This is a genomic window from Streptomyces sp. NPDC002566, from assembly GCF_042889585.1.
GTDB lineage: Bacteria > Actinomycetota > Actinomycetes > Streptomycetales > Streptomycetaceae > Streptomyces.
On record NZ_JBIARD010000005.1, the window covers coordinates 216,668 to 238,188 of the forward strand.

Genomic DNA, 21,521 nt, shown 5'->3' on the forward strand with positions numbered 1-21,521 from the left:
CCTGCTGGGCAGAACAGATCTGACGGGCCATCAGATTCCGGGTCCGCCGGACCACGCCCGCCGGACCACGGCCCGCGGACCCGGCCGTGGCACCTGCGGCCTTTCAGCACGCGTCCGCCAGGCGGAGGGGACCATGACCGAACTGCCCCGCATCATCAGCGTCGACGACCACGTGATCGAGCCCGCGCACCTCTTCGAGACCTGGCTGCCGCGCAAGTACCACGAGCGCGGCCCCAAGCCCCTCACCGCCGGGATCGGGGAGCTGGCATACGTGGGCGGCAAGTACCGGATCACCATGGACCCCGACGGTCCGCCCACCGACTGGTGGATCTACGAGGACCTCCAGTTCCCGTACAAGCGCAACATCGCCGCCGTCGGCTTCGACCGCGACGAGATGACGCTGGAGGGCATCACGCGCGCGGAGATGCGACGCGGCTGCTGGGACCCGAAGGCGCGGCTCGCCGACATGGACCTCAACCACGTCGAGGGCAGCCTCTGCTTCCCCACTTTCCCGCGCTTCTGCGGCCAGACCTTCGCCGAGGCGCACGACAAGGAGGTCGCGCTGGCCTGCGTGCGGGCCTACAACGACTGGATGGTCGAGGAGTGGTGCGGGGACAGCGGCGGCCGGCTCATCCCGCTGTGCCTGATCCCGCTGTGGGACGTCGAGCTGGCCGTCGCCGAGATCAGGCGCAACGCCGCGCGCGGCGTGCGCGCGGTGACCTTCTCTGAGATCCCCACCTACCTGGGCCTGCCCTCCATCCACTCCGGCTACTGGGACCCGTTCTTCGCGGTGTGCCAGGAGACCGGCACGGTCGTCAACATGCACATCGGGTCCAGCAGCCAGATGCCCGCCGCCTCACCGGACGCGCCGCCCGCCGTCCAGGCCTCGCTGAGCTTCAACAACGCCATGGCCTCGATGATGGACTTCCTCTTCAGCGGCGTCCTGGTGAAGTTCCCGGCCTTGAAACTCGCCTACTCCGAAGGCCAGATGGGCTGGATCCCCTACGCCCTGGAGCGCGCCGACGACGTGTGGGCGGAGCACCGCGCCTGGGGCGGGGTCCGCGACATCGTCCCCGAGCCGCCGTCGACGTACTACTACCGGCAGATCTTCTGCTGCTTCTTCCGCGACAAGCACGGCGTGGCGTCCCTGGACGTCGTCGGCCGCGACAACGCCACCTTCGAGACGGACTACCCGCACGTCGACTCCACCTTCCCGCACACCAAGGACGTCGCCCTCGACCACGTGAAGGGCCTGGACGACGAGACCGTCTACAAGCTGATGCGGGGCAACGCCATCCGCATGCTCGGCCTGGACCTCGACCGCGACCGCCGTCCCGACCGCTCCGGGTGACGCCGATGGACCTCGCGGACACCCCGCAGGAAGCCGAGTTCCGGGCCCGGCTGCGGGAATGGCTGGCCAAGGCGCTCCCCACGCTGCCCCCGAAGCCCTCCCCGGACGACTGGCCGGCCCGCAGGGCCTACGACCTCGGCTGGCAGCGCATGCTGTACGACGCCGGGTACGCGCACGTGCACTGGGACGCCTCCCCCACCGTGCGGCTGATCTTCCTGGAGGAGACGGAGGAGGCGGGCGCGCCCTACGTCGGCGCGGGCTTCGTCGGACTGCTGCACGCCGGGCCGACCATCGCCGCCGAGGGCACCGCGGCCCAGCGGGAGCGCTGGCTGGCGCCGATCCTGCGCGGCGAGGAGGTCTGGTGCCAGGGCTTCAGCGAACCCGACGCCGGCTCCGACCTCGCGGCGCTGCGCACACGCGCGCGACGCGACGGCGACGCCTACGTGGTGAACGGCTCCAAGATCTGGACCTCGCACGCCGAGGTCGCCGACTGGTGCGAACTGCTGGTGCGCACCGACCCGTCGGCCCCCCGGCACCGGGGCATCACCTGGCTCGCCCTGCCGATGGACGCCCCCGGCGTCACCGTACGGCCGCTGCGGACGCTCGCCGGATCCGCCGAGTTCGCGGAGGTGTTCCTCGACGACGTGCGCGTGCCCGTCGCCAACCGGGTGGGGGAGGAGAACGACGGCTGGCGGGTGACGATGGTGACGCTGTCCTTCGAACGCGGCACGGCGTTCGCGGGGGAGGTGGTCGCCTGCCGGCGCACCCTCGGCGAACTCGCCCGCGAGGCGCGTCGCAACGGCCGCTGGGACGATCCCGCCCTCAGGAGGCGGCTCGGCAGGCTCAACGCCGAGCTGCGGGCGCTGTGGCGGCTCACCCAGTGGAACGTGAGCGAGGCGGAGGCCACGGGCGGCGGCGTGCCCGGCACGGGCGGCTCGGTCTTCAAACTGAGCTACTCGCACACCCGCCAGGAGCTCTACGACGCGGCGGCCGACGTCCTCGGCGACGACGCCCTCGACCTGGAGCGGCCCTGGGTGCTGGACCGGCTCTCCTCCCTCTCGTACACCATCGCGGCCGGTACCTCGCAGATCCAGCGCAACATCGTGGGCGAGCGGATCCTCGGCCTGCCGAAGGGAGGCTGACGTGCGCTTCCGGCTGACGAAGGACCAGCGGGACCTGCGAGACGGCGTACGGGAGCTGCTGGCGCGGCGGTTCGGCCCCGAGGAGCTGCGCGCGGCGGTGTCCCGGCCCGGGCTCGACCGCCGGCTGTGGCGGGACCTCGGGGAGGCCGGCTTCTTCGCGCTCCGGCTGCCCGAGGCGGACGGCGGCGTCGGACTGGGCCTGCCCGAGGCTGTCCTGGCCTTCGAGGAGGCCGGCCGCGCCCTGCTGCCCGGCCCGCTGACGGCCACCTTCCTCGCGGCGGGTGAGGTGCCCGGCGCGGCGACCGGCGAGAGCGTGGTGACCGCGGTCGACGGCGGCCTGGTGGAGTGGCTGGCCGAGGCGGACGTCGTCCTGGGCGACGCGGAGGGCGCGCGGCCCCTGCGGTCGGTGGACCCGCTGACCCCGCTGCACCGGACGCCGGGAGGCCGGGCCCCGGCCCCCGATCCCGTCGCGGTCCTCCTCACCGCCGCCGAGCAGCTCGGCACGGCCACGCGCGCGTGCGAGCTCGCCGTGCGACACGCGCGCACGCGCGAGCAGTTTGGGCGGCCCGTGGGCGCCTTCCAAGCCGTCAAACACCTCTGCGCGGACCTGCTGGTGCGCGTGGAGGTGGCCCGGGCGGCGGTGTACGCGGCCGCCGTCACCGCCGGTCCGGCCGATGTGGCGGCGGCCCGGCTGCTCGCCGACGAGGCCGCCGTGCGCGGAGCGCGCGACTGCCTCCAGGTGTTCGGCGGGATGGGATTCACCTGGGAGGCGGAGGTTCATCTGCTGCTGAAGCGCTCCTGGGTGCGCACGAGGCGTACGGGGGGCAGTACGGAGAGTGAGGAACGGCTCGCCGAGGACCTGCTGACGACGCCGGGCCACCAGCCGCCGCAGGCCGCCTGCCTGCGGTGATGTGCAAGCGCGGGCGGGCCGCGCGGTGCGTGTCACTGATCGTGGCAAGACATGGTCACGGAATGTGAGATTCGGTTGTGTCCGATCGGTGACCCGTCACGGCCCGGAGTCGGGTGGTCGCTCCGGTACCTTCTGTGAGATGCGAGTTGCCGTGAGCGCGGACCGTGCCGGCCGAGCCCCTGGGGCGACGCCGGGAACGGGGGTGCGCACCGCTGCTCGCAGGGCGGACGGGCGTCACGGCCCCGTCTGTTCGACTTCCCGCGATGAGCGTCGCACAGTATGCCGCACGGGTACTCCTTCGCGCTGGAATATGCCCGAAGCGCTTGTTGAGGTGACTGTACGTCAACCAAGCTGTCTCTCAAGGGATTCACGTTCCGTCACTCTGCCCCTGATCGTTGTTCTGGTCATGCAGAAAATGGCTACGATCGTGGCCCTCGTCGTCATGGTCCTCGCGTGGCTAGCGTGGCTCACGTGGCGCGCGGCCATGTGTCCGCCGGTTCGGATGGTGTGAGCGGTGCAGGTGCTTCAAGTGCAGCTGGAGATCCGGCCCGACCCCACTGAGGTGGGTCGCGCCCGCAGGTGGGCCCGTGGGCGCCTCGCAGGGTCCGGGATAGGGGCCGACGAGCCGCTCGCCGAGACGCTGATCCTGCTCGTCTCCGAGCTGGTCACCAACGCCGTGGTCCACACGGGCTGTCCGGCCGTCCTGAGGCTCTCGCTGCCGGGCGCGGCCGGAGGGGCACCGGAGGGCGCCGGCGGGCCCTGGGAGGGCGTCGTACGGCTCGAGGTGGCCGACAGCAGCGACCGCGCCCCCGTCCCCCGCTGTGTGGGCGACGACGCCACGGGCGGCCGCGGACTGGCCCTTGTGGACTGCCTCGCGGACCGCTGGGGCTGGAGCGTCGAGGGTCCCGGCAAGCGCATCTGGTGCGAACTCGACCGCTGTGCGGCGCCCCGCCCGGACACCGGCCCGACGGGCGGGACGGCGACGGTCTGTCAGAAACCGTCGTACGGGGGGATCGCGTACGAAGCTGTGTGACGCGCGGCGTACGGGCGGCCCCGTACGGCCGGTGCACGGTGGCAGGGGATGTGGGGCGTGTGTCCCCGGCGGGCCTCGGTGCGCCCGTGCGTGCTTCCGTGCGCGCCCGCGACAAAACGGGGTGCAAGCAACAAATCACCGATCGGGTGTTGACGTCACGTGTCCGTTTGATCACGCTTGTGGTCAGCGATTCGCCGTGAGGGGACGACGAGGGCGTCGGTGACGGAGGCCCTCGCCGAGTGCGGATCGCCGATTCGGCGTCGGAGCCCTCAGGGCCGAGGGGAACCGAGGGGAGGGTACGCCGAGTCGGATGGTGGCGCGCGGTGCCGTGCTCGGGGCGGGCAGCGGCGCGCCACCATCCGTCGAACCGTGTGCGCCGCCCCGCCGCGGCCGCCGTCGGCCGGAGCCCCCGAACCGCCCTACAGGATCGCCACCGGCGCCACCGGAGTCCCGGTCCCGCCGACGAACGGCTCGGGCATCGCCGACAGCAGGAACGAGTGGCGCCCCTCTTCTCCACAGGCTGTGGACAACTCTTCGAGATTCCAGTTCTGCCCCTGGAGCATCCCCATCTCCACGAGGTCGAGGGCGTGCACGGGCAGCCACAGGTCGTCGATCTCCGGCGGGAAGATCTCGAACGTGAGGGTGTCGTCGGCGACGGCGGCCACATCGCGCGCGTGGAACCACTCCGGGGTGCGCAGCGACAGCCCCGGCGAGGGGTACGCGTACCCGTGCTTGTCCCCGGCGAGGTACAGCCGCATCTGCCCGGTCCGCACGAGCACGATGTCGCCGGCCCGCACCCGCGTCCCCGCCAGCTCCTCGGCCGCCTCCAGGTCCTCGGGCGTGACCGCGTGACCGCCGGCCAGCCGGTCGACGCCCCGCGCGCGTGCCACGTCCAGCAGCACTCCGCGCGAGACGACGTGCCGCGCCTTGTCGATGCCGCTGAACTCCGCGCCGCCGTGCGGGGTGATGGTGCCGGCCGGGCGGCCGTTGTAGAGCTTGCCGGAGTGCGAGACATGGGTCAGCGCGTCCCAGTGGGTGGCCGCCTGGAGGCCCATCGTCACGGCGTCGTCGCTGCACGCCACCGAGCCCGGGCCGAAGATCTCCTGGTTGATCTGCACCATGGTGTGCAGCGGGTTGACCCGCCCGGGGATCATCCCCGTCTGCACGCCGTCCTCCCGCAGGGGCAGGGCGAGCGGGACCCGGCGGCCCGTCCGGACCTCGGCCGCCGCCGCCCGCACGACCTCGTCGGTGATCAGGTTCAGCGTGCCGATCTCGTCGTCGTCCCCCCAGCGCCCCCAGTTGTTGACGCGCTTGGCGATGTCCTGGAACGCCGGATGGAGCGAGGGCAGTGCCATTCGTGCCTCCCCGGGGCTTGTCCCCGACTGACTGACGGGCCATAAAATCTAACGGTCCGTCAGAAACTGCGGGAAGGGGCCCGGCGTGGGGAACTTCTTGAGCGGCAAGGTCGTCGCCGTCACCGGCGCGGGACGAGGCATCGGACGGGCGGTGGCGCGCGCGGCGGCGGCCGAGGGGGCGCGGGTCGTCGTCAACGACTACGGCGTCTCCGTGGCCGGCGCCTCACCCACCAGCGAGGTCGCCGAGGCCGTCGTCAAGGGGATCGAGGCGGCCGGCGGGGAGGCCGTCGCCGTCGCCGACGACATCTCCACGATGGCGGGCGGACAACGCGTCGTGGACACGGCCATGGAGTCCTACGGGCGGCTCGACGGGGTCGTCTGCGTGGCCGGCATCCTGCGGGAGCGGATGCTGTTCAACATGACCGAGGACGAGTGGGACCCGGTCGTCGCCACCCACCTCAAGGGCACGTTCACCGTGTTCCGGGCGGCCTCGGCGGTCATGCGGGCCCAGCGGTCCGGCACGCTCATCGGCTTCACCAGCGGCAACCACCAGGGCTCCGTCTCGCAGGCCAACTACAGCGCGGCCAAGGGCGGGATCATCTCGCTGGTGCGCAGCGCGGCGCTCGGCCTGCACAAGTACGGGGTGAGCGCCAACGCGGTTGCCCCCGTGGCCCGCACCCGGATGTCGGCCGGAGTGCCGACCGAACTCGCGGAGATCGGCGAGCCGGAGGACGTCGCCGCCATGGTGACTTTCCTCTTGTCGGACCGCGCGCGCGACCTGGGGATAACCGGCCAGGTCTACACGGTCGCCGGTGAGAAGATCGCGGTGTGGGCGCAGCCCCGCGAACTCCGCTCGGCCTACGCCTCCGACGGCTGGACGCCGGACCGGATCGGCCAGGCGCTGGCGGGAGCGGTCGGCTCGGACCCCATGCCGATGCTGGAACGCCTCCAGGAGATGGCCCGTGCGGCGGCACAGGGAGCACGACCCAACGCATGAGCGGGGGCACCGGCGGGCGGGGGCGGCATCCCGTGCGAGCGAAGCCGAGGCGGCCACGCCGGCGACGCGGTTCCGGCGCGCCTCAAGGCGGTGGTGGGCCGAGGCAGCGCGCGCCTGACGGCGGAGCCGCTGCCGGGCTGGTGCAGCAGCAGGGCCGTGTCCAACGGTCCCCACTGCGTGGCGGTGCCGGCGCCGGAATCGGGCATCGGCTCCGGTCCCTACTGCTTCCGGGGGAGGGGGGCGGAACGTGGCCGGGCGGGGCTGCGGAGCGCACCTCACCGGATATCGACACCTGTGAGCGGGGCCGTGTGGTCCCCGGCTGGAGGAGGCAGCGTGGACTTCGGGTTTGCCGCGGCTGATGACGAGTTCCGGGCGGACGCGCGGGCGTGGCTGGCCGCGCACGCCGGCGGACAGGGACAGGCCGACCGGCGCGGCTGGGAACGGACCCTCGGGAGCGCCGGCTGGATCGGGCTCGGCTGGGCGGAAGGGGGGTACGGCAACCGGACCGCCACCCTCACCCAGCAGGTCGCCTGGGCCGAGGAGTACGCGCGGTCGGGCGCCCCGCCCCGCTCCGGTCACATCGGGGAGAACCTGCTCGCGCCGACGCTCCTCGCGCACGGCAGCGCCGGCCAGAAGCGCCGCTTCCTGCCGGCGATCGCCGCCGGGGAGGAACTGTGGTGCCAGGGGTACAGCGAGCCGGGCGCGGGATCGGATCTCGCGGGTGTGCGCACGCGTGCCGAGCGGACGGCCGACGGCGACTACCGCGTCACCGGGCAGAAGATCTGGACCTCCCTCGCCCACGAGGCCGACTGGTGCTTCGTGCTGGCCCGCAGCGACCCGCAGTCCACCCGCCACCACGGGCTGATCTTCCTCCTCGTGCCCATGGACCAGCCCGGGCGGATCGAGGTGCGGCCCATCCGGCAGATGACCGGCACGAGCGAGTTCAACGAGGTCTTCTTCGACGGGGCGCACGCCCGCGCGGAGCACGTGGTGGGCGGCGACGGCGACGGCTGGGGGGTCGCCATGGGGCTGCTCGGCTTCGAGCGCGGGGTCTCGACGCTGGCCCAGCAGATCGGGTTCGCCGAGGAGCTGGGGCGCGTGGTGCGCACGGCCGTGGAGACGGGCGCGGCCGACGATCCCGTCCTCCGCGCCCGGATCGTGGAGCTGTGGGCCGAGCTGCGGGCGATGCGGTGGAACGCGCTGCGCACGCTCGGCGGCTCCGGCGGGCCGGGCGCGCCCAGTGTGGCCAAGCTGCTGTGGGCGGGCTGGCACCAGCGGCTCGGGGAGCTCGCGGTGGAGGTGCGGGGCGCGGCCGCGGGGGTGGGGCCGGCCGACTGGTCGCCCACCGCGCCGTACGAACTCGACGAAGCGCAGCACCTGTTCCTGTTCTCCCGGGCCGACACGATCTACGGCGGCTCCGACCAGATCCAGCGCACGATCATCGCCGAGCGGGTGCTCGGCCTGCCCAGAGAGCGCAAGGGGGTCGTCTGATGCGTGGCGTGGTGTTCGACGGGAAGCGGGCGGAGGTCGTCGACGATCTCGTCGTCCGCGATCCGGGCCCCGGGGAGGTGCTCGTCGCGGTGTCGGCGGCCGGGCTGTGCCACAGCGACCTGTCGGTGGTCGACGGGACGATCCCCTTCCCGGCGCCGGTGGTGCTGGGGCACGAGGGCGCGGGGGTGGTGGAGGCGGTGGGCGCCGGGGTCGCCCATGTGGCTCCCGGGGACCATGTGGCCCTGTCCACGCTCGCCAACTGCGGGACGTGCGCGGACTGCGACCGGGGGCGGCCGACGATGTGCCGGCGGGCCATCGGGCGGCCGGGGCGGCCGTTCACGCGCGCGGGGCGGCCGGTGTTCCAGTTCGCGTCCAACTCCGCGTTCGCCGAGCGGACGGTGGTGAAGGCCGTGCAGGCGGTGCGGATACCGCAGGACGTCCCCCTGACGTCCGCCGCGTTGATCGGCTGCGGGGTGCTGACCGGGGTGGGGGCCGTGCTCAACCGCGCGCGCGTGGACCGCGGGGAGTCCGTCGTCGTCATCGGGACCGGCGGCATCGGGCTCAACGTGCTGCAGGGCGCGCGGATCGCGGGCGCGGGGCGGATCGTCGCCGTGGACGCCAACCCGGCGAAGGAGGCGGTGGCGCGGCGGTTCGGGGCCACCGACTTCCTGGCTTCGGCGGACGGCGTGCGGGACCTGCTGCCGACCGGGGCGGACCACGTGTTCGAGTGCGTGGGGCGGGTGGAGCTGATCCGCCAGGCGATCGACCTGCTCGACCGTCACGGCCAGGCCGTGCTGCTCGGCGTGCCGCCCGCGACGGCGGAGGCGTCCTTCCTCGTCTCGTCGCTCTACCTGGACAAGTCGATCCTGGGCTGCCGCTACGGCTCCTCCCGCCCCCAGCGGGACATCGCGCTGTACGCCGCGCTGTACCGCGAGGGACGGCTGCTGCTGGACGAACTCGTCACCCGGACCTACCCGGTCGAGGACTTCGAGAAGGCGGCGACGGACGCGGAGGCCGGGCGGGTGGCGAGGGCGGTCCTCACGTTCTGAGGGCGGCGCCGGCCCGGAACGTCCGCCGGTAGGCGGTCGGGGTGACGCCGAGCACCGTCTGGAGGTGCTGGCGCATCGACTGGGCGGTGCCGAAGCCGGCGTCACGGGCCACCTGGTCGACGGAGAGGTCGGTGGACTCCAGCAGGTGCCGGGCGCGTTCGACGCGCTGCCGGGTGAGCCACTGGCCGGGACTGACGCCGACCTCCTCGCGGAAGCGGCGGGTGAAGGTGCGTACCGACATCGACTCCCGCGCGGCCATGTCCCGCAGCTGGAGCGGCTCGTGGAGGCGGCCGAGGGCCCAGGCGCGGGCGCCGGTCGTGGTCGCCTGCTGGGGGTCGGGCACGGGCCGCTCGATGTACTGCGCCTGTCCGCCGTCGCGGTGCGGCGGGACGACCGTGCGACGGGCGACCTCGTTGGCGACGGCGGTGCCGTGGTCGCGGCGCACCATGTGCAGGCACAGGTCGATCCCGGCGGCGACCCCGGCGGAGGTGAGGACGTCGCCGTCGTCGATGAACAGGACGTCCGGGTCGACCCGGATCCGCGGGAAGAGACGCTGGAGGCGGTCGGCGTCGGCCCAGTGCGTGGTCGCCGGGCGGCCGTCGAGGAGGCCGGCGGCGGCGAGGACGTAGACGCCGGTGCAGATGGAGGCGAGGCGTGTGCCGGGGCGGATGCGGCCGAGAGCCGCGGCCAGGTCCTCCGTCAGCACGCCCTCCTCGAAGACGGGGCCCAGCTCGTAGGAGGCCGGGACGATCACGGTGTCGGCGGTGGCGAGCGTCTCCGGCCCGTGCCCGACCTGGATCGCGAAGTCGGCGTCCGTCTCGACCGGACCGGGCGGGCGGACCGAGCAGGTGACGACCTCGTACAGGTGCCGGCCCGCGGCGTCCTTGGGGCGGCCGAAGATGCGGTGCGGGATGCCCAGCTCGAAGGGGAGCAGGCCGTCCAGGGCGAGGACGACGACGCGGTGGGGGCGCGAGCCCGTGGCCGTTTCCATGGCCCGATCCTAACGAACGCTGTCTTTCGGCCCACTCGATGGGCGTGGCCCCGTGCCCGAAGCTCTATGGCGTGACCCGGACCATCGAAGCCCTCGCCGCCGCACAAGACCTCAAGCCCGCCCGCAGGCGTGTCCACCGCGCCTGGCTCGTCGCCGCCGTCACCTTCGTGACGATCATCGGGGCGGCGGCCTTCCGCTCGGTGCCGGGGCTGCTCATCGACCCCTTGCACGAGGAGTACGGCTGGTCGCACGGCACGATCGGCGCGGCCGTCTCGGTCAACCTCGCGCTGTACGGGCTCACCGCGCCGTTCGCGGCGGCGCTGATGGACCGCTTCGGCATCCGCCGGGTGGTGGCCGTCGCCCTCACGGTGATCGCGACCGGCTCCGGACTGACGGTGTTCATGACCTCGGCCTGGCAACTGCTCCTTTTCTGGGGCCTGTTGGTGGGTGCCGGCTCGGGGGCGATGGCGCTGGCCTTCGCCGCGACGGTCACCAACCGCTGGTTCACCGAGCGGCGCGGCCTGGTCAGCGGCATCCTCACCGCGGCCTCCGCCTCCGGTCAGCTGATCTTCCTGCCGCTGCTGTCCTGGCTGGTCACACGCTACGACTGGCGTCCCGCGGCGCTGACGGTCGCGCTGGCGGCCCTCGTGGTCGTCCCCTTCGTCTGGCTCCTGCTGCACGACCACCCGGCCGACGTGGGCCTCAAGCCCTACGGCGCACGGGAGTTCGTCCCGAAGCCCGCGCCGGTGACGGGCGCCGCGCGCAGGGCGGTCTCCGTGCTCCTCTCCGCCGCGCGCACCGGCCCCTTCTGGCTGCTGGCCGGCACCTTCGCGATCTGCGGGGCCTCGACCAACGGCCTGGTGCAGACCCACTTCGTGCCCGCCGCCCACGACCACGGCATGCCCGTCACGGCCGCCGCCTCGCTCCTCGCGGTCATCGGCGTCTTCGACGTCGCCGGCACGATCGCCTCCGGCTGGTTCACCGACCGCTTCGACTCCCGCCGCCTGCTGGCGGTGTACTACGCGCTGCGCGGCCTCTCCCTCCTCTTCCTGCCCATGCTGCTCGCGCCGTCCGTCCACCTGCCGATGGTCTTCTTCATCGTCTTCTACGGCCTCGACTGGGTGGCCACCGTCCCGCCCACCCTGGCCCTGTGCCGCGAGCAGTACGGCGACGACAGCGCCATCGTCTTCGGGTGGGTCCTCGCCGCCCACCAGGTCGGCGCGGCCCTGATCGCCTTCCTCGGCGGCGTCGCCCGAGACGTCTTCGGCACGTACGACATGGTCTGGTACGCGTCCGGCGCGCTGTGCGCGGCGGCGGCCCTGATGGCCCTGGTGATCCGGCGGAGGCCGGAGGCGGTGGCCCCGAGCGACCGCTGATCCGTCCTGACCGCTGCTGCGGGCGGGGTCAGAGGAAGCGGCCCCGGTGGAACAGCAGCGGTGGTTCGTGCGTGCCTGAGGCGCCCAGGGCGTTCACCCGGCCCACCACGATCAGGTGGTCGCCCCCCGTGTGCACCGCGTGGATCGTGCAGTCGATCCAGGCCGGCGCGCCGGTGAGCCGGGGCGAGCCGGTGGTGGGGGCGGGGTCGTGGGCGACGCCCGCGAACTTGTCGGCGCCGCTCACCGCGAACGCGCGGCACAGTCCGGCCTGGTCCGCGCTCAGGACGTTCACGCAGAACACGCCCGCGCGTGCGATCCGCGGCCAGGTCGTGGAGGTGCGGCCGACCATGAACGCGACCAGCGGCGGGTCGAGGGAGAGGGAGGTGAACGACTGGCAGGCGAAGCCCGCGGGCGCGTCCTCGTCGGCGCCGGCCGGCGCGGTGATGACCGTGACGCCCGTCGCGAACGTGCCCAGCACGCGCCGGAACTCGCCCTGGTCCACCGGTGCCCGCTCGTCCTCGCGGACACAGCGCAACTCCGGCCGGGGATGCGCCTCGACCGGCCTGCCCCGGAGGTGGCGGACTGCGGCGGCCGCCATGCCTGCGTGTCCCATCATGTCGCCATTGAAGCTGACGGATCGTCAGATAGGAAGGGTGTTGCGGGGAGGTCCGGCGGTGACTTCTACGCTGCTCGCATGGGGTGGGCAGGCGTGCGGCATGGGGTGGGTCCGCGGCGGGCGTGGCCCGAGTCGGCCGCGGCTGTGGCAGCGGGGGCGGCGCAGCTTCCGGCGGTGTCCGCGCTGCTGTTCTGGCAGGCGCTGGCGGCCGATCGTTACGGCGTCGGCTACGGCCCGGCGTTCGGGCTGCTCTGTCTGTTCCTCTTCGCGCCGGTGCTGCTGCCGGTGCTGGGACTGCTGCATGCGGGGGCGCAGATCCTTCCGGGAGCCGTCGTCGCCGACGTCATGCTGCGCCGCGTCCCATGGCCGCTGTGGGCGCGCCGTCTGCTGGGCGTGACGCTCGTCGGGGCGGTGTGGGCCGTCGTGGGGGCCGTGTGGGCGGGGATGTCCTTCCCCGCCACGGCCGCCTGCCTCGCCGCCCTCGGCGTGTTGCCGGTGCTCGCGATGGAGTACGCGCGCGTGCGGCCGACGGGCAGCCGGGGCCTGTGGTGGCGGGCCGCGGGCGCCTCCGTCGTCCTGTTCGTCCTCGCCCTCGTCGCCGGGCCCCTGGCCACGGCGGCGGGCCTGGTCGAGGAGTACGAGCCGCCCCCGCTGTCCGCCGAACGGGTCGCCGGGGTCTGGCGCGGCGAGGACGGGGCCGTGCTGAAGCTGCTTCCGGGCGGCCGGGCGGAGTTGACGCGGATGCCGGTCGATCCCGGCGTCCGGGCGACCGCGGACCTCGTGGTGTGCGACGGTGCCGGGAGCTGGCGGCTGGAGCCGGGTCGCGTACGGGACGGCGTGGCCGTCCGCCTCGCCGCCGACGAGGCGGGCGAGGCCGACGAGGCGGGCGAGGCCGACGAGGCGGGCGAGGAGGACGGCTGCCGTGGGGAGACGGTCTGGTCTTCCGGTGGGACGGAGCGGTCGCCCGAGCTGTTCGTGTTCTTCGGGGATCCGGACGCGAGCAGTCCGCGGGTGCTGACCCGGGATCCCTGAGCCTCAGCGCCCCCGGAACCGCGCCTCCCGCCGCTGTACGAAGCTCGCCACGCCTTCCTGGGCGTCCGACGTCGTCATGTTGATCTCCTGGGCGGCCGCCTCCGCCGCGAAGGCGGTGGCGCGGTCGGAGTCGAGGGAGGCGTTGACGAGCTGCTTGGTCAGGGCGAGGGCGCGGGTGGGGCCGCCGGCCAGGCGCTCCGCCCAGGCGCGGGCCGTCTTGTCCAGGTCGGCGTCCGGCACCACCCGGTTGACCAGCCCGAGGCGTTCGGCGTCGGCCGCGGTGAGGGCGTCGCCGAAGAACATCAGCTCCTTGGCGCGTTGCGGGCCGATGAGCCGGGGCAGGAGGTAGGCGCCGCCGGCGTCGGGGACGAGACCGCGCCGTACGAACACCTCGATGAAGCGGGCCGACTCCGCCGCAAGGACCAGGTCGCAGGCGAGGGCGAGGTGCGCGCCGAGGCCGGCCGCCGTGCCGTTCACCGCCGCGATCACCGGCTTCTCGCAGTCCAGCACGGCGGCGATGAGACGCTGCGCGCCGAGCCGGAGGGTCCGGGCCACGTCGCCGGGGATCCGCTCCCCGGGCGCGGTCCCGCTGCCGCCCGTACCGCCCCTGCTCCTGTCGCCGTTCCCGCCGGCCCCCCTCGCGGGCCCGCCCCGCAGGTCCGCGCCCGCGCAGAAGCCCCGTCCGGTCCCGGTGAGGACGACCGCCCGGATCTCCGGGTCGGCGGAGGCGTCCGCGAGGTGCTGGATCAGGTGTTCGCGCTGGTCAGGGGTGATGGCGTTGAGTGCCTGGGGGCGGTTGAGGGTGAGGGTCGAGACGTGATTGTCAGTGGCGTGCAGTACCAATGAGTCAGCGGATCTTTCCGGCTTGTCCGTCCAAGTGGAGTCATCGGGGGAATTGTTCATGCGCATCTCAGCGACACACCGCCAAAGCGTCCAGCGCCACCGCGCCCTGCCCGCGGGGCAGCACCATCAGGGGGTTGATGTCCAGCTCGGCCAGGTCGTCGCCCAGTTCGAGAGCCATGTGCTGCACACGCAGGACGACTTCGACGAGCGCGTCCAGGTCCGCAGGCGGGCGGCCCCGGACGCCGTCCAGCAGGGCCCGCCCGCGCAGTTCGCCGAGCATGGCCCGGGCCTGGTCCTCGCCGAAGGGCGGCACGCGGACGGCCGCGTCCCGCAGCACCTCCACCAGGACGCCGCCCAGCCCGACCGTCACCGTAGGCCCGAACAGGTCGTCATGGGTGACGCCCACGACCATCTCCACGCCCCGCTCGACCATCTGGCAGACGAGGACGCCGTCCAGGTCGACGCCCTCGTAGCGGGCGATGTCGGTCAGCTCGCGGTAGGCGTCGCGGACCTGGCTGGCCGAGGTGAGGCCGATCTTCACCAGGCCCAGCTCGGTCTTGTGGGCGATCTGCGCGCCGGACGCCTTCATCACCACCGGGTAGCCGACCGGCCCCGCCGCCCGCACCGCAGCCGCCGCGCTGGTCACCAGCTGTTCGCGCGGTACGCGTATGCCGTACGCGCGAAGGAGCTGCTTCGCAGCGTGCTCGCTCAGCTGCTGCCCCGGCCGCATCAGCATCCGCGCCTTGCGGAAGGACGGGGAGGGGGTGCGCGGCGCCTGGTCGAAGGGGGAGCGGTAGTCCCGTACGAAGCGGTGGTGCTCCAGATGGGCGCGGACGGCGGTGAGGCAGCCCGAGACCGTGCGGAAGGTCGCCACCCGGGAGGAGCCGAGCAGGACGTCCCGGTAGGCGGACTCGGTGCCGACCGGCGAGCCCCACACCACGCAGACCAGCTTGTCCGTGGTCTCGGCCGCGTCGACCAGGTCCCGCACCAGCCGGTCGCTGAGCGGCGGGAACGGGCCGGTGACGGGGCAGATCAGCACACCGATCCCGGGATCGTCGAGGATCGCGTCGATGATCTTGCGGCCCCGTTCGTCGCCGACCGGGTGCCCGCCGTTGTCGACGGGGTTGGAGACGTTCAGGTACTCCGGTATCCACTGGTGCAGCTCGGCCTGCTTGGCGGCGGACAGCTCGGGCAGCCGCAGTCCGGCCGCCGTCGCCAGGTCGGCCACGTGCGCGCCGGTGCCGCCCGAGATGGCGTACACCGCCACTCCGTCCGCGCGCGGGGGCTTCGCCCGGGCCAGCAGGGTCGCGGTGTCCTGGAGTTCGTCCAGGCCGTCGACGCGGATCACGCCGTACTGGCGCATCGCCGCGTCCACGACGTCGTCCGCGCCGGTCAGCTTGCCGGTGTGGGTGGCGGCGGTGCGCGCGCCCACCTCGGTGCGGCCGACCTTGACCGCGACGACCGGGACGCCGCGCCGGGCGGCCCGGTCGGCGGCGAGCAGGAAGGCGCGGCCGTCCTTGAGGCCCTCGACGTAGCAGGCGATCGCGCCCACCTCGGGCTGCTCGGCGAAGTAGGAGAGGAAGTCGGCGGTCTCCAGGTCCGCCTCGTTGCCGGTCGGCGCCCAGTGCGAGAGGCGGACGCCGAGTTCCTGCAGCGCGAAGACGGGGCGGCCCTGGTGGCCGGACTGGGTGATCAGCGCGATGGCCGGGCCGTCGAGGTCCTCCCGGAACCGTTCGAAGGCGTTGAGGTTGGTGTTGGGGCCCAGCAAGCGCATCCCGGAGCGGGCCACGGCCGCCGCGAGCCGGCCCTGCGCCTCCGCGCCCTCCGCGCCCGTCTCCGCGAACCCGGAGGCGAAGACCACCGCGAACTTCACCTTCGTCTCGGCGAGTTCCTCGATCACCGGCAGCGGGTCGGCGACGAGCAGCACCGCCAGGTCGACCTGCTCGGGCAGGTCGGCGACGGACGGCGCGCACGGGATGCCGAAGACGGTCGCGCGGGTGGGGTGCACCGGGTGCAGCCGTGCCCCCACCCGCTCCGCCCAGGCGGCCAGTTGCCGGGTGATGCCCGTGTTCGGCCGGCCTTCGGCGTCCGAGGCCCCGATCACCGCGACGGACTCGGGGCGGAAGAACCGGTCCAGATCGGGTACGGCCTGGTACAGCGGGCGTCCGCTGACGTCCAGGTCGTCCGCGTCGGCGGACCGGCCGTGGACGGCGGGCCCGGGGCGTTCCTCGCAGGCGAGGACCCGGGCCCGGCGGGAGTCGGTGGTGAGGGTGCCGTGGGTTGATCCAAGCATGGGCCCGCCCGCTCCTGTGTGACTGCCAAGTAACTGACGAACTGTCAGGTTACAGAACTGACGGTCTGTCAGGAATGGGCTTGCACAGAGGAGATGCCCCCTTCGCGCCGGGCCGCGAAACCGGCGGTGTCGCGGCCCCGGGCGTCACAGCGCCGCGAGCACCTCCCGGGCCACCCGCTCGCCCGAGCGCACCGCTCCGTCCATGAAGCCCATCCAGTGGGTGGACGTCTCGGTGCCGGCCCAGTGGATGCCGCCGACGGGGGCGCGCAAGGCGGGGCCGTATTGGGTGAGCACGCCGGGCGGGGCGATGGAGACGGGGCCGCCCCGGGTGTAGCCCTCGTTGTTCCAGCGCTGAAGCACGAAGGAGGTCGGGTGGGCGGCCTTCTCGCCGAAGTACGTCGTGTAGTCCTTCAGCACCGCCGCCCTGACCTCCGCCTCGCTCGCCGCGTCCAGGGCCCGTGCCTTGTCGGCCTCGATGAAGCCCATCAGCGCGCCGTAGGAGGCGTCGGGCGGGGAGTTGTCGAAGGTGGAGCTGATCACGCCGGTGTCGCTGACGACCTGGCCGTTGAGGCCGTCGGCCCGCCAGAAGGGGGTGTCGTAGATCGCGATGGCCTTGCCGACGGAGGCCATCGGCATGCGCTGGGTGAGCTGGTCGCGGGCGGCCGGCAGGAGGGGGTCGTAGGAGATGCGGGCCGCGAGGGGCGGGGGCAGGGCGACGACGACACGGTCGGCGGTGACCGTCGTGCCGTTCGCGCTCACCACGTACCGGCTGCCGGAGCGGGAGATGGAGCGCACCGGGGCGTTCAGCACCACCCGGTCGCCGAGTGTGGCGGCGAGCTTGACCGGCAGCAGCTGGGAGCCGCCGACGAAGCGCAGCTCCTGGGCGCCGTTCGCGGTCTCGGTGAGGCGTTCCAGGGTGCCCGGGGTGGAGGGGTTGCCGGCGGCCGCGATGTAGAAGAGGACGAACAGGAAAGACAGTTCGCGGGGCTCGGCCGAGAAGATCGAGGTGCAGGCCACGTCGAGGAGGAACTTCGCCGACGGGACCACCGCGTTGGCGCGCAGCCAGGTCTCGAAGGTCTGCCGGTCCCACTCCGCGGCCTTCGCGGCGGTCCAGGGCGCGTCGACCGGTACCTGCTTGGCCAGGTCGTCCAGGCTGGCCTGCACGATCGCGGCGTTGGCGAGCCCGGCCGCGTCGATCGGCGGGACCGATCCGAGCAGTCCGTCGGTGGCGTACGGGGTTCTCTTGCCGTCCTTGTAGAGGAGGTTCTTGCCGCTGTTGTAGGTGGGGAAGGTGGCCACGCCGAGGGAGTCGGCGAGCGCCTTCACACGGTCCTGGGTCGGGCCGATGAACTCACCGCCCCCCTCGGTGACCCCGCCGCCCGCCAGCGGCAGGCCCGTCACCCGGCCGCCGACGCGGTCACGGGCCTCCAGGACGACGACCTTCTTCCCCGCCGCCACGAGATCGCGTGCCGCGGTGAGGCCGGCGAGACCTGCGCCGACGATCGCGACGTCCACGTCCCGCGCGGTCGCGGAGGTCCCGGCGCCGGCCGCGGTCGCCGTGCCGGCGGCGGTCGCGGTGAGAGCGGTCGCGCCGGCGGTGGCTCCCGCGGCCACAGCGGCGGTGCGGCCGAGCAGGGAGCGGCGGGAGAGGGCTGCGCCGGAACCGGGGGAGAGCTGTCTTTCACTTGCCACGTGCGGCCTCCGTCGAGGGGGTGGTGCCCGGAAAGGTGAACAGGCCTCACATTCTGGCTCCGCACAAAGGCACGGGACAACGCTCCGGGCACACCGAAGTCATCTGTAACGGGCAGCTATGGCAATGGAGTTGGGGGTGGTGGGGTGGGGGCGGTCGGCTGGGGGTGGGGTCGGCCGAGGCGGCGGAGCCGGCCGTGATGCCGGGTCGGTCGGGGTGGCGGGTCAGTCGGGGCGGTGGGCGCGGTTGGGGTGGCGGTCGACTGGGTGGGCGGGGCCTGCCGAGGGGACGGCGCGGCCTGCCAAGCCGCGGGGGCGGCCCAGGTCGGCGCGGTCAGCCGCGGCCGGACCGACGGTCGAGCCAGGTGGCGCGGTGAGCCGGGCGACGGTCGACCCGGGCGTCCCGGTCAGCCGAGTTGGCGGCGTATCGCCTTCGCTATTCGTTCTGCGTCCAGGCCGAGTTCGCGCAGGGTGCCGCTGATCGGGGTGGTGAAGCCGGTGAAGTACAGGCCCGGCGCGTCCTTCGGGGCGCGGCCGCCGTGGGCGAGCGGGCGGCCCTGCTCGTCGAGCACGCCGAGGTGCCCCACCAGATCCTCCAGCGCGCGCTCGTACCCGGTCGCGGCGATGACGGCGTCCGCCTCGACGCGGGAGCCGTCGGCGAGGACGACCTTGCCGTCCTCGAAGCCCTCCACGGCGGCCACGATCTCCACCTTCCCGGCGCGCACCGCGTCGATCAGGCCGACGTCCTGCACCGGGATCGCCCCCTGCCTGGCCCGGGTGTAGAGCCCGGTGTCGGGACGCGGCAGCCCGTGCGCCGACAGGTCCGGGACGCTCGCCTTCGCCATCACCCGGCAGAGCCGGTCCACCAGCCCCACCGGCAGCCGGCGCACGAGGATGCCGCTGTACTGGGCGGCCCAGCCGGCGGTGGACCGGCGCACGATGTGCGGGACGGTCCGCACGGCCAGCCGCACCCGCGCCGCGCCGCGCTCCACGAGGTCGACGGCGATCTCGGCGCCCGTGTTGCCGACGCCGACGACGAGGACGTCCCGGCCGGCGTACGGGGCGCCGTCGCGGTAGGCGGACGCGTGGACGAGCTCGCCGGGGTAGTCCTCGAGGCCGGGCCAGTCGGGCAGCGACGGGGTGTGGTTGTAGCCGGTGGCGACGACGACCGCCGCCCCGGTCAGCTCGCGTCCGCCGGAGGCGCGCAGCAGCCAGCCGGTCCCGTCGGGGGAGCGCTCGACGCGGGAGACCTCGACGCCGGTGACGAGCTCCAGGTCGTGGTGTTCGGCGTACTTCTCCAGGTACCGCACCACGTCGTCCCGGGCGACCCAGCGTCCGAAGCGGCGCGGCATCGTGAGGCCGGGCAGCGCCGACAGCCGCCGGGTGGTGTGCAGATGCAGCCGGTCGTAGTGCCGGCGCCAGGACGTGCCGACCCGGTCCGCCTTCTCCACGACGACCGCGCGTATCCCCCGCGTCCGCAGCTCGTACGCGGCGGCGAGCCCGCCGGGGCCGCCGCCGATGACGTAGACGGGGCGCTCGGCGGGGTTCCCGGAATCGCCGCCGGAAGCGTTTGCGGTGGTGTGCTCGAGTGGTGCGGAGTCGGCCATGAGCGGGAGCGTAATCACGTAAAACGTTGATGGGTCTCGGTCAAGACCGGAATTGGTTGCGGATCGATCACGCTTGGGGGAGGTCTGCGCGAAGCGTGTGCCGCGGGCGTCCGTTCATGGACGTGACGTGGTGACGCGGGCGCTTCGGCGGCCTTCCCCGCCCTCCTGAACTGACGTACCGTCAGATTCATGGACACGATCTGGCTCACCGGTGCGCAATGGCTGGCCGTGCTGCGGATCGGGCTCGGCCTGTGGTGGCTGGAGAGCTGGCGGCACAAGGACAAAAAGGGCTGGTTCGAGCGCGGCACGGGCATCGCGTGGGCGGCGGACGTCGCGGCCCGGCATCGCTGGAGCGCCGTACGGTCGGGCTTCCAGAGGGTGGTGGCCCCGAGGCCGCGGGCGATGGCTTACGTGGTCGTCTACGCGGAACTGGCGCTCGGGCTCGGTCTCGTCGTCGGTTTCCTGACCCCGGTCGCACTGGCGGGCGGGCTGCTGCTCAACCTCCTCTACTTCACCCTCATGGTCCACGACTGGGCGGAGCAGGGGCAGAACGCGATGATGGCGCTGATCTCGGCGGTGGCGCTGTTCGCGATGGCGTGGCAGACGTGGTCGCTGGACAGCGCGCTGGGGTGGTTCTGAGATGGGCGCGGCGGCCGAGGGCCGGTACGACGTCCCCGACGCCGACGCCTTCACGCGCGCGTACTGGGACGCGGCGGCGCGGGGCCGGCTGCTGATCCGGCGCTGTGCGGCCTGCGCGCGGGCTCACCACTACCCGCGGGAGTTCTGCCCGTACTGCTGGAGCGACGACGTGAGCTGGGAGGACGCGAGCGGCCGGGCGACCCTCTACACCTGGTCCGTCGTCCACCGCAACGACCTGCCGCCGTTCGGGGAGCGGACGCCGTACGTCGTGGCGGTGGTCGATCTGGCGGAGGGGCCGCGGATGGCCACGGAGATCGTCGGCCCGGGGGAGCTGTCCGCCGGGGCGGAGCTGGAGGTGACGTTCCGGGCGGGCGTGCCGGTGTTCCGCCGTACGGACGCCGGTGCGGACGCCGGTGGCGGCCCTGGCGCGGACGGTCGAGCGGGAACCCCGGACGGGCCTGCGGGGGCTCCGGGTGCTCCCGGTGTTCAATGACCGGATGACCGAGATACGCGTGCCGCACTCCGTCCTGCCCGCATCCGGCCTCCATGGTCACGGCCTCCTCCTGCGCGCCTGGGACCCGGACGCCGAGGCCGACGTGGACGCCTGGCTGCGCGGCCACCAGGACCCCGAGTTCCTGCGCTGGAACACACCGCTGCGGGACATCACGGACGCCGGGGACGCCCGGAAGTCGCTGCGCTCGAAGGCCGCCCAGGCGGTGGCCGGGACCAGCGCGGCCTTCTGCGTCACGGACGCCGGTGACGGGACGGTCCTCGGGCAGATCGGGCTGAACTCCCTCGACATCGTGCAGAGCGTCGCCAACGTCGGCTACTGGGTGCTGCCCGAGGCGCGAGGCCGCCAGGTGGCCACCCGTTCCCTGCGGCTGATGGCGAGCTGGGCGTTCGGGGAACTCGGCCTGCACCGACTGGAGTTGGGTCATGCCGTAGGGCACGAGGCGTCCTGCCGGGTCGCTGAGCGGTGCGGCTTCCGGTACGAGGGGACCCTGCGCGGGGCGATGTGGGAGGCGGGCCGCAGGGACGCCTGGCGCGACGTCCACCGCCACGGCCGCCTGTCGACCGACCCGGAGTAATTCCCTTATACGTTCCTGA

General features: G+C 73.4%; 19 protein-coding genes. 12 read left to right on the top strand and 7 right to left on the bottom strand.

Annotated features, from left to right (window positions below):
- Window positions 1–133 precede the first annotated feature (133 nt).
- The 4 genes from ACFYXA_RS22545 to ACFYXA_RS22560 all read left to right on the top strand — a co-directional run bounded on the left by ACFYXA_RS22545 (window position 134) and on the right by ACFYXA_RS22560 (window position 4,436).
- Window positions 134–1,351, top strand: a complete 1,218-nt coding sequence (locus tag ACFYXA_RS22545) for an amidohydrolase family protein (protein ID WP_389035509.1) — start codon at window positions 134–136, stop codon at window positions 1,349–1,351.
- A gap of 5 nt (window positions 1,352–1,356) precedes the next feature.
- Window positions 1,357–2,493 carry an acyl-CoA dehydrogenase family protein gene (locus ACFYXA_RS22550; RefSeq protein ID WP_389035512.1) on the top strand — a complete coding sequence of 379 codons (1,137 nt, stop codon included), beginning with the start codon at window positions 1,357–1,359 and terminating at the stop codon, window positions 2,491–2,493.
- A 1-nt stretch (window position 2,494) separates the two neighbouring features.
- Complete coding sequence (locus ACFYXA_RS22555) at window positions 2,495–3,403, top strand: acyl-CoA dehydrogenase family protein (protein ID WP_389035516.1); 909 nt, start codon at window positions 2,495–2,497, stop codon at window positions 3,401–3,403.
- A 529-nt stretch (window positions 3,404–3,932) separates the two neighbouring features.
- Complete coding sequence (locus tag ACFYXA_RS22560; RefSeq protein WP_389036175.1) at window positions 3,933–4,436, top strand: ATP-binding protein; 504 nt, start codon at window positions 3,933–3,935, stop codon at window positions 4,434–4,436.
- A gap of 419 nt (window positions 4,437–4,855) precedes the next feature.
- Here ACFYXA_RS22560 and ACFYXA_RS22565 read toward each other — a convergent pair whose 3' ends face one another.
- Complete coding sequence (locus tag ACFYXA_RS22565) at window positions 4,856–5,791, bottom strand: cyclase family protein (RefSeq protein WP_351091560.1); 936 nt, start codon at window positions 5,789–5,791, stop codon at window positions 4,856–4,858.
- An 85-nt stretch (window positions 5,792–5,876) separates the two neighbouring features.
- Here ACFYXA_RS22565 and ACFYXA_RS22570 point away from each other — a divergent pair, with 85 nt between their 5' ends.
- From ACFYXA_RS22570 to ACFYXA_RS22580, 3 genes are all read left to right on the top strand, one after another.
- Window positions 5,877–6,788: an SDR family oxidoreductase gene (locus tag ACFYXA_RS22570; RefSeq protein WP_389035520.1), complete on the top strand. Its 912-nt coding sequence runs from the start codon at window positions 5,877–5,879 to the stop codon at window positions 6,786–6,788.
- A gap of 333 nt (window positions 6,789–7,121) precedes the next feature.
- The gene (locus ACFYXA_RS22575) at window positions 7,122–8,279 is read left to right on the top strand and encodes an acyl-CoA dehydrogenase family protein (RefSeq protein WP_389035523.1); all 1,158 of its coding nucleotides are present in this window, start codon (window positions 7,122–7,124) and stop codon (window positions 8,277–8,279) included.
- Complete coding sequence (locus ACFYXA_RS22580) at window positions 8,279–9,328, top strand: Zn-dependent alcohol dehydrogenase (RefSeq protein ID WP_351091554.1); 1,050 nt, start codon at window positions 8,279–8,281, stop codon at window positions 9,326–9,328. Before ACFYXA_RS22575 ends, ACFYXA_RS22580 begins: the two co-directional genes overlap by 1 nt.
- Here ACFYXA_RS22580 and ACFYXA_RS22585 read toward each other — a convergent pair.
- Complete coding sequence (locus ACFYXA_RS22585) at window positions 9,318–10,319, bottom strand: GlxA family transcriptional regulator (protein WP_389035526.1); 1,002 nt, start codon at window positions 10,317–10,319, stop codon at window positions 9,318–9,320. The genes ACFYXA_RS22580 and ACFYXA_RS22585 overlap by 11 nt on opposite strands.
- Window positions 10,320–10,390: 71 nt before the next feature.
- Here ACFYXA_RS22585 and ACFYXA_RS22590 point away from each other — a divergent pair, with 71 nt between their 5' ends.
- Window positions 10,391–11,695: an MFS transporter gene (locus tag ACFYXA_RS22590; protein WP_389035529.1), complete on the top strand. Its 1,305-nt coding sequence runs from the start codon at window positions 10,391–10,393 to the stop codon at window positions 11,693–11,695.
- 28 nt (window positions 11,696–11,723) lie between these two features.
- On the opposite strand, the gene ACFYXA_RS22595 is transcribed toward ACFYXA_RS22590, so the two are convergent.
- Entirely contained in the window at window positions 11,724–12,308 is a 585-nt protein-coding gene (locus ACFYXA_RS22595; RefSeq protein WP_389036177.1) for a flavin reductase family protein, read from the bottom strand.
- Between the two features lie 177 nt (window positions 12,309–12,485).
- On the opposite strand from ACFYXA_RS22595, the gene ACFYXA_RS22600 reads away from it, so the two are divergent.
- Window positions 12,486–13,343: a hypothetical protein gene (locus ACFYXA_RS22600; protein ID WP_389035532.1), complete on the top strand. Its 858-nt coding sequence runs from the start codon at window positions 12,486–12,488 to the stop codon at window positions 13,341–13,343.
- A gap of 3 nt (window positions 13,344–13,346) precedes the next feature.
- Here the strand turns inward: ACFYXA_RS22600 and ACFYXA_RS22605 are convergent, their stop codons facing one another.
- The 4 genes from ACFYXA_RS22605 to ACFYXA_RS22620 all read right to left on the bottom strand — a co-directional run bounded on the left by ACFYXA_RS22605 (window position 13,347) and on the right by ACFYXA_RS22620 (window position 19,775).
- Entirely contained in the window at window positions 13,347–14,246 is a 900-nt protein-coding gene (locus ACFYXA_RS22605) for an enoyl-CoA hydratase/isomerase family protein (protein ID WP_389035535.1), read from the bottom strand.
- A 7-nt stretch (window positions 14,247–14,253) separates the two neighbouring features.
- Complete coding sequence (locus tag ACFYXA_RS22610) at window positions 14,254–16,479, bottom strand: acetate--CoA ligase family protein (protein WP_389035538.1); 2,226 nt, start codon at window positions 16,477–16,479, stop codon at window positions 14,254–14,256.
- Between the two features lie 144 nt (window positions 16,480–16,623).
- On the bottom strand, window positions 16,624–18,171 hold the full coding sequence (locus ACFYXA_RS22615) for an FAD-dependent oxidoreductase (protein ID WP_352246497.1): 1,548 nt from the start codon (window positions 18,169–18,171) through the stop codon (window positions 16,624–16,626).
- 404 nt (window positions 18,172–18,575) lie between these two features.
- Window positions 18,576–19,775 (bottom strand): NAD(P)/FAD-dependent oxidoreductase, encoded by a 1,200-nt coding sequence (locus tag ACFYXA_RS22620; RefSeq protein ID WP_352246496.1) that lies wholly within the window; start codon window positions 19,773–19,775, stop codon window positions 18,576–18,578.
- A gap of 189 nt (window positions 19,776–19,964) precedes the next feature.
- Between ACFYXA_RS22620 and ACFYXA_RS22625 the strand changes: the two genes are divergently transcribed.
- The 3 genes from ACFYXA_RS22625 to ACFYXA_RS22635 are packed head-to-tail and all read left to right on the top strand — an operon-like array spanning window position 19,965 to window position 21,502.
- The gene (locus ACFYXA_RS22625; RefSeq protein WP_389035543.1) at window positions 19,965–20,414 is read left to right on the top strand and encodes a DoxX family protein; all 450 of its coding nucleotides are present in this window, start codon (window positions 19,965–19,967) and stop codon (window positions 20,412–20,414) included.
- A gap of 1 nt (window position 20,415) precedes the next feature.
- Complete coding sequence (locus ACFYXA_RS22630; RefSeq protein WP_389035546.1) at window positions 20,416–20,907, top strand: Zn-ribbon domain-containing OB-fold protein; 492 nt, start codon at window positions 20,416–20,418, stop codon at window positions 20,905–20,907.
- Window positions 20,908–20,911: 4 nt separating this feature from the next.
- Window positions 20,912–21,502 carry a GNAT family protein gene (locus tag ACFYXA_RS22635; protein ID WP_352246493.1) on the top strand — a complete coding sequence of 197 codons (591 nt, stop codon included), beginning with the start codon at window positions 20,912–20,914 and terminating at the stop codon, window positions 21,500–21,502.
- Window positions 21,503–21,521 lie beyond the last annotated feature (19 nt).

Excerpts from the sequence above, each read along its gene's own strand:
- ACFYXA_RS22545 (WP_389035509.1), top strand. The coding sequence starts at position 134 with ATGACCGAACTGCCCCGCATCATCAGCGTCGACGACCACGTGATCGAG.
- ACFYXA_RS22550 (WP_389035512.1), top strand. The coding sequence starts at position 1,357 with ATGGACCTCGCGGACACCCCGCAGGAAGCCGAGTTCCGGGCCCGGCTG.
- ACFYXA_RS22565 (WP_351091560.1), bottom strand. The coding sequence starts at position 5,791 with ATGGCACTGCCCTCGCTCCATCCGGCGTTCCAGGACATCGCCAAGCGC.
- ACFYXA_RS22580 (WP_351091554.1), top strand. The coding sequence starts at position 8,279 with ATGCGTGGCGTGGTGTTCGACGGGAAGCGGGCGGAGGTCGTCGACGAT.
- ACFYXA_RS22585 (WP_389035526.1), bottom strand. The coding sequence starts at position 10,319 with ATGGAAACGGCCACGGGCTCGCGCCCCCACCGCGTCGTCGTCCTCGCC.
- ACFYXA_RS22595 (WP_389036177.1), bottom strand. The coding sequence starts at position 12,308 with ATGGGACACGCAGGCATGGCGGCCGCCGCAGTCCGCCACCTCCGGGGC.
- ACFYXA_RS22605 (WP_389035535.1), bottom strand. The coding sequence starts at position 14,246 with ATGAACAATTCCCCCGATGACTCCACTTGGACGGACAAGCCGGAAAGA.
- ACFYXA_RS22610 (WP_389035538.1), bottom strand. The coding sequence starts at position 16,479 with ATGCTTGGATCAACCCACGGCACCCTCACCACCGACTCCCGCCGGGCC.
- ACFYXA_RS22620 (WP_352246496.1), bottom strand. The coding sequence starts at position 19,775 with ATGGCCGACTCCGCACCACTCGAGCACACCACCGCAAACGCTTCCGGC.
- ACFYXA_RS22625 (WP_389035543.1), top strand. The coding sequence starts at position 19,965 with ATGGACACGATCTGGCTCACCGGTGCGCAATGGCTGGCCGTGCTGCGG.
- ACFYXA_RS22630 (WP_389035546.1), top strand. The coding sequence starts at position 20,416 with ATGGGCGCGGCGGCCGAGGGCCGGTACGACGTCCCCGACGCCGACGCC.
- ACFYXA_RS22635 (WP_352246493.1), top strand. The coding sequence starts at position 20,912 with ATGACCGAGATACGCGTGCCGCACTCCGTCCTGCCCGCATCCGGCCTC.